The sequence below is a fragment of the Pseudoalteromonas sp. NGC95 genome, from assembly GCF_015864705.1.
Taxonomy (GTDB): Bacteria; Pseudomonadota; Gammaproteobacteria; order Enterobacterales; family Alteromonadaceae; genus Pseudoalteromonas; species Pseudoalteromonas arctica.
In genome coordinates this window covers 1-12,241 of the sequence record NZ_JADYWR010000002.1, presented here as the reverse complement: position 1 = coordinate 12,241, position 12,241 = coordinate 1, and the positions used below count along the sequence as shown (strand labels likewise).

General features: G+C 40.0%; 11 protein-coding genes. 7 read left to right on the top strand and 4 right to left on the bottom strand.

Annotated elements, in window-relative coordinates; all coding sequences use genetic code 11:
• Positions 1–461 precede the first annotated feature (461 nt).
• The 4 genes from I6E70_RS02380 to I6E70_RS02365 all read left to right on the top strand — a co-directional run bounded on the left by I6E70_RS02380 (position 462) and on the right by I6E70_RS02365 (position 6,868).
• Positions 462–1,637, top strand: a complete 1,176-nt coding sequence (locus I6E70_RS02380; protein WP_197187963.1) for an exo-beta-N-acetylmuramidase NamZ family protein — start codon at positions 462–464, stop codon at positions 1,635–1,637.
• A 9-nt stretch (positions 1,638–1,646) separates the two neighbouring features.
• The gene (pbp4b, locus tag I6E70_RS02375) at positions 1,647–3,305 is read left to right on the top strand and encodes a penicillin binding protein PBP4B (RefSeq protein WP_197187962.1); all 1,659 of its coding nucleotides are present in this window, start codon (positions 1,647–1,649) and stop codon (positions 3,303–3,305) included.
• Between the two features lie 191 nt (positions 3,306–3,496).
• A complete protein-coding gene (locus I6E70_RS02370; protein WP_007583783.1) occupies positions 3,497–4,873 on the top strand; it encodes a Na+/H+ antiporter NhaC family protein in 1,377 nt (458 codons plus the stop codon).
• 252 nt (positions 4,874–5,125) lie between these two features.
• Positions 5,126–6,868, top strand: coding sequence for a potassium/proton antiporter (locus I6E70_RS02365; protein WP_197187961.1), 1,743 nt, complete (start codon positions 5,126–5,128; stop codon positions 6,866–6,868).
• A 305-nt stretch (positions 6,869–7,173) separates the two neighbouring features.
• On the opposite strand, the gene I6E70_RS02360 is transcribed toward I6E70_RS02365, so the two are convergent.
• From I6E70_RS02360 to I6E70_RS02345, 4 genes are all read right to left on the bottom strand, one after another.
• Positions 7,174–8,124 carry an Abi family protein gene (locus tag I6E70_RS02360; protein WP_197187960.1) on the bottom strand — a complete coding sequence of 317 codons (951 nt, stop codon included), beginning with the start codon at positions 8,122–8,124 and terminating at the stop codon, positions 7,174–7,176.
• Positions 8,125–8,451: 327 nt separating this feature from the next.
• On the bottom strand, positions 8,452–9,075 hold the full coding sequence (locus I6E70_RS02355; protein ID WP_197187959.1) for a hypothetical protein: 624 nt from the start codon (positions 9,073–9,075) through the stop codon (positions 8,452–8,454).
• Positions 9,062–9,670, bottom strand: a complete 609-nt coding sequence (locus I6E70_RS02350) for a sigma-70 family RNA polymerase sigma factor (RefSeq protein WP_231620038.1) — start codon at positions 9,668–9,670, stop codon at positions 9,062–9,064. The genes I6E70_RS02355 and I6E70_RS02350 overlap by 14 nt, the downstream gene beginning before the upstream one ends.
• 14 nt (positions 9,671–9,684) lie before the next feature.
• On the bottom strand, positions 9,685–10,320 hold the full coding sequence (locus tag I6E70_RS02345; protein WP_197187958.1) for an energy transducer TonB: 636 nt from the start codon (positions 10,318–10,320) through the stop codon (positions 9,685–9,687).
• A 156-nt stretch (positions 10,321–10,476) separates the two neighbouring features.
• Between I6E70_RS02345 and I6E70_RS02340 the strand changes: the two genes are divergently transcribed.
• The 3 genes from I6E70_RS02340 (at position 10,477) to I6E70_RS02330 (ending at position 12,076) form a co-directional block, all read left to right on the top strand.
• A complete protein-coding gene (locus I6E70_RS02340) occupies positions 10,477–10,983 on the top strand; it encodes a DUF3087 domain-containing protein (RefSeq protein WP_007583795.1) in 507 nt (168 codons plus the stop codon).
• A gap of 34 nt (positions 10,984–11,017) precedes the next feature.
• Positions 11,018–11,467 (top strand): low molecular weight protein-tyrosine-phosphatase, encoded by a 450-nt coding sequence (locus tag I6E70_RS02335; RefSeq protein ID WP_010555493.1) that lies wholly within the window; start codon positions 11,018–11,020, stop codon positions 11,465–11,467.
• A gap of 99 nt (positions 11,468–11,566) precedes the next feature.
• The gene (locus tag I6E70_RS02330) at positions 11,567–12,076 is read left to right on the top strand and encodes a hypothetical protein (RefSeq protein ID WP_007583799.1); all 510 of its coding nucleotides are present in this window, start codon (positions 11,567–11,569) and stop codon (positions 12,074–12,076) included.
• The last annotated feature ends 165 nt before the right edge of the window (positions 12,077–12,241 follow it).

Below are 12,241 nucleotides of genomic sequence, written 5' to 3'. Positions count from 1 at the left end.
GCTTCTATTCCCCCCTCAAAAATATAATTTATAAGATTTTATTCGTTGGCAACGCCAGAAATAAGTAATTTATTCACAAAGAGGTTAAGAGGCGCTGCGCTTTTAGAGGTAGTAATAAAGCTAAGCTAAACTAATAAACCTGGGCTTATGTCTTCTCATTTATTTCTCTTTGTGTAATAGATCTTTAAGTGGTTCATTGACCAAGAAATTAAATAACTAGAAGCGTTTAGCTCTAAGGAGATTAAATACGGTCTTTAAGCTTAAAATGAGAGGTGGTATTTTCAAGTAAAACTAGCTCTAATATTTAAATCTAAACTCCGAGTTTATTTATCCGTTGTAGACGCTGAGCTTGCTCGCGTGAGAAGCGCTGTATCTGCTCAAGCCCACTAACCTTTTTCTAAAGCTGCTCTTTAATATTACCTATGTTATTTTAAACGCCTTGTTTAAAAGGATATTGCAGTATGTTTAAAACCCTATTTATTACGTTATTTTTTATTTTTAGCGCTATTTGTATTTCCAGCGCACAAGCCAACGAAGCTAATAACTCACTTGTGGTAGGTGCGCAGCAATATGCTAAATATTTACCGCAGTTAAAAAATAAACGTATAGGGCTCGTAGTTAATCAAACATCAACGGTAGGGCAAGCTCACTTAGTAGATGCTCTGCTGACTAAAAATATTAATATAACTAAAATTTTTGCACCTGAGCATGGCTTTCGCGGCGATCACGATGCGGGCGCGCATGTAAAAAATGCCGTTGATAGCAAAACCGGTATTCCGCTTATTTCTATTTACGGTAAAAATAAAAAACCAAGCCAAGCTGCTTTAGCTGATGTTGATGTCATTATTTTTGATATTCAGGATGTGGGAGTGCGCTTTTATACCTACATAAGCTCTATGCACTACATGATGGAAGCCGCTGCAGAGCAGGGGATAGAATTTTTAGTACTCGACAGACCCAATCCAAATATTGCCTACGTTGATGGGCCAATATTAGAGCCACAATTTAAATCGTTTGTAGGCATGCACCCAATTCCTGTGTTACACGGCATGACCGTTGGCGAACTTGCCAAAATGATCAAGGGCGAGGGCTGGATCAATAAAGCGCCCGATTTAAAATTAACCGTGATCCCTGTTGATCATTACACTCGCAAAAGTACTTACAGCTTGCCTGTAAAACCAAGCCCTAACTTACCTAACGATCAAGCCATTGCACTTTACCCATCACTTTGTTTTTTTGAAGCAACGCCTATCAGCATTGGTAGAGGCACCGACTTTGCATTTCAAGTAATTGGCTATTCGCCAGTTGCATTAGGTGATTTTAATTTTACACCGCGTGCAATTAAAGGGGCTGCTTTAAACCCTAAATTTAAAAACCAAACCGTACAAGGGCTCGATTTAAGACAAGCAAATACCACAGGCCTAAATTTAACTTACTTAATAAATGCGTACACTGAGCTTAGTAAAAACAACATCTCGTTTTTTGAGCGTGCTGACTTTATGGATAAACTAGCGGGTACTAATAAACTACGCTTAGCTATTGAAGCAGGTCAATCAGAAGCGCAAATAAAACAAAGTTGGCAGGCGGGGCTTGCGCAATTTAAAGCGCAAAGAGCGCCTTACTTGCTATATAAATAAGGGCTAAGCATGTTTATTGCTTTAAAAAATCAAAGGTGTAGTTATATAAAAAAAGCATTTATAGCGGCGTTAAGCTTTATTGTTGTGGGTTGTAGTACACCACCTGAGCCTATTAGCTCGGTGCTACCACTTACAAAGAGCCAACTTGTAGAGCTGCCTAATGCACAAGTGGTTGTAACGTTTCCTGAGGTAAATCCAAGTAGCCGGTTTTATGTAAATAACCGAGGAACGTTTAAAGCTTACAAAGGGCGCGGGCAATTATTAATACAAAACCACAACGCACAAAGCGCCGACATTTACATTAATAATCAAAAGCTCGACGTTAACCAACTAAGCGCCAACACTCTATACAATTACAGCTTGGCAAAAAATACTCACAATGGTGTTAATACTTTTAAAGTTGAAAATATTCTCCCTGTTGGCGCAAGTTTAACGCTACGTTTTGCATTTCCTACTTTAAGCGATGAGCCCATAAAGCTCGTAGACTTTAGTGAAGTAGATGAATTAATTGAGCGTGATGTAAAAGCGGGTTTTCCTGGGGCTGTGTTGGCCGTTGTTAAAAATGGTGAGCTAATAAAATTAACCGCCTATGGCGATGCAAAGCAATATCAGCAAAGTGATTTAATGCTACTCCGCCCAGAGCCCATGCAAACTAATACCTTGTTTGACCTTGCCTCAAACACCAAAATATTTGCCACCAACTTTGCACTTATGAAATTAGTAAGCGAAGGGCTGTTAAATATTAATAAACCCGTGCAAAGCTACCTAAGCGAATATAAAGGCGAAGGGCGAGCAAAGCGCACAGTAAAAGACTTACTCACTCACAGCGCCGGATACCCGCCAGTATTTGACTTTCACCGTAAAGATGGCAGCAATGGCGACGCGTTTTATTCGCAAAACAGTAAAACCACCAAACAGCTATTACTTACCAGCGTGCCTTTTAGTAGTAAATCATCTGGGCAGCCTATTTACTCAGATATTGATTACATGATTTTAGGCGTACTAATTGAGCGCATTACAGGGCAGCCTCTTGACGAATACCTAGAGCAGCAAGTGTATGCGCCACTAAAATTAGCTAACACGTTATTTAATCCACTTAAAAAAGGCTTTAAGCCACAGCAATTTGCAGCCACTGAGCTTAGCGGCAACACACGAGACGGGCGCATTAAGTTTGATAATGTTCGAACTGGGGTTTTACAAGGACAAGTGCATGACGAGCGTGCTTACTATTCTCTTGATGGCGTAGCAGGGCATGCGGGGCTATTTAGTAATGCTCACGACTTAGCTGTGCTTTGCCAGCTATTATTAAATAATGGCGGCTACGGCGACCAACAATTATTTAGTGCAAGCGCCTTAGCGCAATTTTTAACGCCGCAATCAAGCGACGAAACCTACGGGCTTGGCTTTAGGCTTGCTGGTAACAACCAAGCAAGGCGTTGGCATTTTGGCCCTTACGCAAGCGCGCAAGCTTATGGGCACACTGGTTGGACAGGTACAGTGACCGTAATTGACCCCGCTTACGACTTGGCTATTGTTTTACTTACTAATGCTCGCCATAGTGCAATTAAAGGCTCGCTAAAACGTTACGAATTTACAGGTAAACAATTTGAAACCGCACAGTACGGATCGGTGGTGTCGCTTATTTATGAAGCGTTACTAAATCAATAAGCTATCGTATAGGTTAAAACGTACTAACCGTGCCACCTTAAGTGATTTATTTACAGGTGACTTGAGTAAGCCAATCCATTAAGCTAAGCGGTCTATAAAACTAAGCCGGTTTATGTTGTTAGGCTTAACAAATAAGCGTTAAAACGCGTACAAAGCGAGGTTTACTCGCTAATAATTAAGGTTAACTTTTTATGCATTGGTATTCTATTTTACCGCCGCTAATTGCGATTGCTATCGTGTTTTGGCGAAAAGAAGTGATTATGGCGCTACTTGTTGCCGTTGCTTCTTCTGAGTTTTTACTCGCCTTTCAGGGCGAAGGTAATAGCTTGTTTGATACTTTTTTAAATACCATTGAACGTATTATTTCGGTTGCCAGCTCGCCAGGTAATACACGCATACTAATTTTTAGTATTTTAATTGGTGCACTGCTTGCCTATATTCGCGAATCTGGCGGCGTTGCAGCAACTGTTAATATGCTAATGAACAAAGGCATTGCAAAAAGTAAGCGCCAAGTGGGCTTTTTAACCATGTTTACCGGTATTGCGGTGTTTATAGAATCTAACCTGAGCGTACTTACCTCGGGTATTTTATCGCGTGGCTTGTTCGATAAATTTAAAATGAGCCGAGCGCGTCTAGCTTACATTATTGACAGCACCAGTGCGCCAGTGTGTATTTTAATACTACTTAACGGCTGGGGCGCATTTGTACTTGGTTTGTTAGGTAACTACGAGCTAGGTGAGTCGGCTGTATCGGTATTGTGGGGCAGCGTTGGATATAACTTTTACGCCATAATTACCCTTGTTATTGTTTTTTACACCATCGCGTTTGATAAAGTGCATGGCCCAATGAAAGAAGCCGAAGAAAAACTAGAGCTTCAAACAACCGACTTAAAAGATGAAATAAAAGCCTCTAAAGCGCGTTACATGTTAATCCCGCTTATTACGCTCATTACCAGCATGGTTGGCTTTATGTATTACACCGGTAATGGTGTGTTGGCAGAGGGCAGCGGTTCTAAGTCAGTATTGTACGCAACAGTTTTAGCCATTGTCGTAGCTTACTTTTTAATGATTGGTTCTCGTAAATTTACGCACCATCAATTAGTTGATACCGGTTTTAAAGGTATGGGCGAATTAATGCCATTGGTCGCCATTGTACTGCTTTCGCTTACACTTGGCGCAAGCTTAAAAGAGTTGGGTACTGGCGTATTTGTAGCGTCACTTGTTGGTGACTATTTACCTATTTACTTAATCGTACCGGTGCTGTTTTTAACTGGCGCGGTAATGTCGTTTACTACGGGCACATCGTGGGGTACGTTTGCTATATTAATCCCAATTGGTGTGCCACTTATTCAAGCGCTAGGTTTACCGCCGTCGCTTGTTGTTGGTGCTATTTTGGGTGGTGGTATATTTGGCGATCATTGCTCGCCTATATCCGACACCAGCGCTGTATCGGCTATTGCATCGGGGTGTGACTTACTCACCCACGTTAAAACACAGCTACCGTATGCCTTATTTGGTGGTGGCCTTACGTTTTTAGCGTACTTAGTAACAAGCATTATTGTTTTATAAAATTTGATTATTTAAATACTCAAAAGCCTGCTTAGTCGCAGGCTTTTTTGTTTTCAAAATAAATAAAGCTAATTAAGATAGAGCCAAGCAATACCAAACTAAAAGGGTCTATAACTATTAGAAAAATGATTTAATTATAGACTTAAGTACCCGTATTTATATTTTTTAGGTTATTGTATAGCATGAGCTTTAAGCTTTTTGATAGCTGGCAATTCTTACTTTTCAACTCATATAAGGCTGTAAATCCACACTATGTTTGCAATTGATAATATCATTCTCGTTAGTGCCATATTAATTTTACTAGGAGTGATCTCGAGCAAGTTATCTGCACGTGTTGGCTTACCTGTGCTGGTGCTATTTTTACTTGTAGGCATGCTCGCAGGTGAAGACGGTATTGCAGGTATTTCATTCGACAACGCAGAGGCCGCACATGCTTTGGGTACTCTTGCGCTTGCCATTATTCTATTTGATGGCGGCTTACAAACGCCTACCAGTTCAATTAAACAAGTGTGGAAACCCGCGTCTGCTTTAGCAACCGTCGGGGTGTTATTTACCGCTGTAATTACAGGCCTTGTGGCCACTTATATTTTAGACCTGCCCATATTACAAGGTGTTTTACTGGGCGCTATTGTTGGCTCTACAGATGCCGCAGCAGTGTTTGCGCTTTTACGAAGTGCGGGTATTCACTTAAACAAAAAGCTTAAATCTACCCTTGAAATAGAAAGTGCATCGAACGATCCAATGGCTATTTTTCTAACAGTTGGTTTGTTAGAAATGCTTGTTAACGACATGCCAATAGGGCTGGATTTACTACAGTTATTTGCTCAACAAATGGGTGTTGGCGCTATTTGTGGTCTTTTAATTGGTAAGGTATCGGTTTGGTTTATTAATCGAATTAAACTAAATGCATCGGGTTTGTATTTAGTGATGGTAACCGCATTTGGGCTGCTTTCTTTTGGCCTTTCTGCAACGCTCGGCGGCAGTGGATTTTTAGCTGTATTTATAACGGGTGTTATTTTAGGTAACAGCAAATTTGTATATAAACGCGGTATTTTTCTGTTTCATGACGGCTTAGCATGGCTTGGGCAAATAACCATGTTTGTTGTATTAGGACTTCTTATTAATCCGTCGTCATTGGTTGACGTATGGCTAGAAGGATTGCTTATTGCACTAGCACTTATTTTTGTTGCTCGCCCATTAGCGGTAGCGCCTATTTTAAAACTGTTTGGCTTTAATAATCGCGAAACCCTTTTTGTATCTTGGGTTGGTCTTAGAGGCTCAGTACCCATTATTTTAGCTATATTCCCATTACTATTTGGCCTTTCAGGGGCTGAACTTATTTTTAATGTCGTTTTTTTCGTGGTGTTAATTTCAGCCACGTTACAGGGCTCAACAATGCCTTGGATGGCTAAAAAACTTAATTTAGTAGAGCCGCCGCCCGACCTAGCCGCTGCAACACTCGAAATTACAGCCCTGAACGATATTGATATAGAAATTGTAGAATACACCTTAAGTGATGTTTCTCGGGTTTCTGGGCGCAGCTTGTCACATGCGGCACTTCCTGAGAGTGTGGTTGTTGCTATGATCACACGGGGTCCGTCAATCATACCGCCACGAGGCTCAACTAAGTTAAAAGCAAACGATCACTTATTTGTTGTTTTAAAACCAGATAACAGACCTTTTGTTGATTTAGTTTTTACAGCAACCGATAAAACAAACCATCAAGATAGCCACTTAGCTCACAACGAACTTAAAGTGAAAGGAGTAACGTTGGTAGGCGATATATTTTACTCTTATCACATGCAAATAGACGCGCCAGAAGAGATAAGCTTGGAAGAAGTGATCAACCAAAAGCTTTCAGGAGAAGTCAGTAAAGGCGATATTGTTGTTATTGGTAATGTTCAAATACGCGTTATAACAATGGTGCATACACGCATAGTTACCATTGGCTTAAAGTATTTAAATAATCCAGAAAAGCGACTTTTAAAGCCGTAATCATTAACAGTGATTTATTAAGTGAAGACGGCACGTTTATAGCTACGTAGGTTGGTTTGAGTGACACGAAACCCAACGGATCGCTAATGCAATGAGCACACCGAAAGCTAGTTATGTGTAGTGTTTGTTGTAGGCGAACAGCTTGCTGGCGCGTCGGGTGTTAGTCTTATTTTTGCCTACTTTATTACAAGAATTATTGTTTTTTACGTATAATTTTTAATACTCAAAAGTATGCCTAATAGCTGATTTTTAATAGCTATCGAGGGCAAAGGAATGCTCTATATTAAGTAGGGTTTTATTCTACTTTATTGAAGTAAATGAGTATTATAAGGAGCTATTATTGCTGGAACAGCTCCAAACTTAACGTAAAACCTATTGTTTTCTAAATTAGCTTTTTCAACCAACTTTATCAGCCCATCTAAGTCAGCTATTTCGTAAGTGTCAAATGTATGGATATATCTATTAAACTCTTTTAAATTCAATATTTGTCGAATTCTTGATTCAAGGCCTACATCACAAGCATACCTCTTGAACTTTGGGGATATCCAGTATAGGAGTTCAATCATATTATCGAGTTTTTCATTTAGCACAGCAATCACTTCTTCTGGAGAGGATATATCACTAACTCGCCAAGCTGGCTCATTATGTGAAATTCGATTTCTGAATGCTCTGACTTCTTCTATGCGTCGACGTATAGAATCTCTTTGGTGAAACATTGGGTTTTTATGAGTAACTCTTGGGAGCTTTTTGAAGGCCTTAGTTAACTTGGAAGGCCATAAATAATTATTGTCACTACCATTGTAAAAATTTTTATCTAAAATATACTCCCAAACAGAAAAATCTGTTTTTGATATAATTTGGTCAAGGGTTACTGTATCTGGGTCTTTATTTTTTTCTACTAAAGCTCTTCGAGCTTCTTTTTTTGCACTAGCGAACTTACTCTTGAATTTTTTAACTTGTTCTGGATTACATGAAGCACCTTGTTCATTTACTTCCTGAGTAAAGGAAATAGCTTGAAACCAAAATTGACCATCAGTTGTGCTTATATTTAATTGTGCTACTTCATTAATTGTATTTCTTAAAGCGACTTCTATAAGTTGAATAAGTGGGTAGAAAGCTCCGACTAAGGTCAAGTTCCAGCTATAAGCTCCAAGTAACTCTGCATCATTATTTAACCCTAGCGAATTTTTATAACTCGAAAGCCTTGCATTACTAATTAGCTTTTTGGGTTCTGTATAATCGTAGTTATGTGGCACCTGATAGAGTCCTTTCATTGTATTAAAATAAAAATATACTATCAGATTTTGATCACAAATTATCTTTCGGTTTTAGTTTATTTTTGACACTAGCGTCAATATGATCTAGAATCGAATTTAGCTAGTTGATAAGTTCTTCTCCCATCTTAGTAATGGTGCTAGTTCGTCGACATAAAGCGTAAGATATTAGCCCCTGAGAGCATTGCTTTCAGGGGTTTTGCTTTTCTAAACCCTACCTTTAGATATAAAATAAGTTCATGGTATTTAATGTTTTCAGCTAATCAGCATTAAAAAGTGTTGCTTAGTAACAATTACAATCCGTAACTTCTAAGCCCCACATTGCCTAACCCCAGCTCCCGCATGTTTAAGCGCAATAATCTGCCCTTTACCGTTATGCGCCATGGCGAGCATATCACCGGTATTTATATTACTTTCAACCGCGTGTTTACCTTTTAAATCACTCAACAATGACTGCTTAATTTGCACGAGTACCTCGTCATTACAGCTGGCTATGTACCAGTCGTTATCTACCTTCACTAGAGTGCCGTATTCTATGTGGCGTTGTTGGTGGCGGCGTAAATCATTAGCTAATTGATTATCAAGCGCGTGTTTTTGCTCTGTAATGATGCTTGCGTAGCTGCCGGATGGATTTATTTCGTGTGTTTTAATAATTGAATAGTCGTGAATGTCTATAGTGTTAAATTCGCTGTTAAGTACGGTTTTAGGCGTGGTATTTATGCTGTTGTTGTTATCAAACACAATAAATGCAAACACACCCAGTGCGCAGGCTAGGCTGGTTAGCTGTAGCGTAAAGCCGAGCTTTTTAGGCTTTGCATGCACAGCGTTATTAAGTAGCGTTTTTTGCTGAGCGCTTGTAAGTGTAGTGCGCGCCTTTCGCTCTTTGTAATGTTGTGTGAGCTTTTGATCAAACGGCTCATCAGGCTTGTTCATTGTTTGCTCCTAATAAACGTTTAAGGTTTTGCTTGGCATAGCGCAGCCTTGTTTTAATGGTCTCAAGGCTGCTCTGCGTTATAAGTTCTATGTCGGTGAGCGAAAAGCCTTCTTGTTGTAATGTAATGGCTTCGCGCTGTACAAAGCTAAGTTGTTTTAGCGCGGCGTCGAACGCTTCGTAACTTATGTTTGAGCTTCCTATATACGAGTCTCTGCTAGTTAAGTCACCACTATTTAAGTCGCTTTCGCTTTTATCATTTTGTGCTGCTAAATGCGTGTTTTCGTCAAGCTCTACAAAGTGCTGTTGCCTGCGGTATTCGTCAATTAGTGTGTTGCGGGCAAGTTTAAACAACCACGCTTTGGGTGTGGTTTGGGCTTGGTAAAGGTGGCGTTTTTCGATTACTTTTAGCCATGTTTGTTGACTTACGTCGTATGCTAAATGCGTATTAGATTGCGTAACAAGGTAGTGGTATAAGTCGTTACTGTAGAGGGCAATAAGCTGCTCTAAGTAACGATTGTCGCCACTTTTTGCGTAACTTGCCATGCAGTCCTTGCTTGGCGTTTCAAATAACCATGACTTAATACTTAGTAGCATAGGCGTTTAGTCCGTTAAATAGAGTTATCTAATTTAAAATCGAGCTGTACAGTTTGACCTGTTTGTAATTGTGCCACACCTTCAATTATTTTGGGGCGATATTTCCAGCGTTTAATGGCTCTTATTGCTTCGCGATCAAAGGTACGTTTTGGCTCGGCGTTAATAACTACTGGGTCGATTACTTCCCCCGTTGGCGAAATACTAAAGCTTAGTTGCACCCAACCTTCAATACCATCGCGCGCTGCTGTGGTTGGGTATTTAGGGTTTATGCGCACTATGGGTGTTGCATCCCCTGTTGGGCGATTAATGGTGTTGTTAATTTCGCCACCAAAATCGTCAATTGTTATCGGCGTAAAGTCGCTAATTGCCAACACAGGATCGGCTGATGTATCAAGCGGTGGAGCTTTTTGCGGCACTTTAGGCATCGGCGGTGGCGGCTGTATTTTTTGTATATGCCTTAGCTTTGAATCCTCAGGTGCCTGAAAAATCTCTACTATAATATCGTCCCCTGGTTTAACCGGTGCGCGTTGCTCGCCACTTATTAAGTATTGCATAAACGCAAAAGCTGCAAAGGTCATCGCGGCGCCGCCGATAACGGCAGTCGATGTTTTAATAAATACTGGGTTGTTAGGTACTTCAAGTGTGTGCATAAGCCGCTCCAAATTTTATTGACCACTACAATTAGGGTGTTTTCAAAGCTATAACGGGTGGCAAATCAAAAAGGGGTGAAATAATTTTATAAAAAATGTGGGGTTTAGTTACAATAGCCATTCGCATTCTTTTACTTATTAACTTTTTAGGCTGTTATGCAACTCATTGAAATAAATAAAGCACGTTACCGTAAACATTTAAACCGTGTTATTGCAGGATGTGGTATTGGTTTGGCGGTAGGCAGCTTGGCTATATCGCAAACGCTGATTGCTTTATTTCCTGATGAAAGTGGTAGCCACTTTCATTGGAACTTAATAGGTGTTGCTATTACTAGCGTTGGGCTTGCGTGGTTACTTCATAAATATCGTACACATACGTTTATGACAGAAGTTGTTTATGTGTGGGAGCTTAAAAAAGCACTTAATAAAATAACCCGTAAAATGGCTAAGTTAAAAGCTGCTGGCCGTGAAGGCAATGCCGATGCGTTATTAGCGATTCACTATAGCTACGCGGGCTCTCGGTTATTGTGGCAGTTAGACGATAACCTAATCACTATGGACGATTTAGCCATTAAACAAGCTGAGCTTGAATCTGTTGCAGCGCAACATAACGTAACGCTTAACGTTGAAGATTATGACGCAAGTATTTTAAAACAGTTTTAAAGCTTAGGTTTTTAAATTCGTTAGAGGAGCCTTAATGAAAAAAGTACTCATAGTTTGTTTAGGTAATATTTGCCGCTCGCCAACCGCAGAGGCGGTATTAAAAGCCCGTGCTAAAAAACTAGGCGTTAACGTTAAAGTCGATTCGGCAGGGACTATTGGTTACCACGAAGGTAAAACGCCTGATAGTCGCTCAATGGCTGCAGGCGAAAAACGTGGTTATAGTTTTAAAGGTATTTATTCACGTAAAGTACGCACAAGCGACTTTACTGAATTTGATTTAATTTTAGCGGCCGATACACAAAATTTAGCTGATTTAACAGCGCAATGCCCTGAGCATTTACGCTATAAGCTGGCGCTATTTTTAGAATATGGCGAGCAAGCCCAAAGCGCTATTCCCGATCCTTATTACGGCGGCGATGATGGCTTTGAAAATGTGCTCGATTTAATAGAAGCGGCTAGCGATAAAATACTCGCTAAAATTTAATCCCTATTTTATTACTAAAGCTAAATTTAACGAGCTTTTTGTCGTATTGCACAGTGTCCCTAAAGTAAGTACATTTTATACTTACTCAAAGGGAACTTTATGAAAATAAAAATATTACTACTCACTTTATCTATCGCTTCTTGTTCTACTTTTGCTAACGATGTTAGTTTTTCGATTGGGGGTGGCTATCCTTATTTAGTTATTCCTGAAGTGTCTTTGTCGGCTAACGACGACACACAACGCTGGTATGCAAACTATAAACTAGGCCTTGATGATGGATTTTCTGCAGGTTTTGAACAAGCAGTAAGCGATAATAAAAAGCATGCTTTTGGCGCACTTGTGGGCGCTATTGGTGCAAGAGATACAGACCAAGAGTGTGAAAGTTCAACTAATGATGTAGCAACTGACTTTGCTAATACGCTAGGTTGTGTAATTGGCGGGATTTTTGATGAAGAAACAACAAACGGCATAGGGCTTACGTACAGCTATAACTTTAATGGACTGAACAGCGCTGGTTTTAGATTAGAGCTAGATGTGGGCTATGGTAAAGCAAGCGACAGCAACGAAAAAAGAGCCGATGGCGGTATTAGCGTAAGTTACGAATTTTAACTACGTAGAATTTGTATTAGTTGGCTTCAAAAAAGGCGCATAAAGCTGTCTCTTGATCACAAGTCTGACTCAAGAGATTTTGCTAAATCGTAGCCTTCCAGGATGGCTTGTAACTTAAGCCATCCTTGCCATAACACTTTCACAGATGCACGCCCTGTGCGCTTG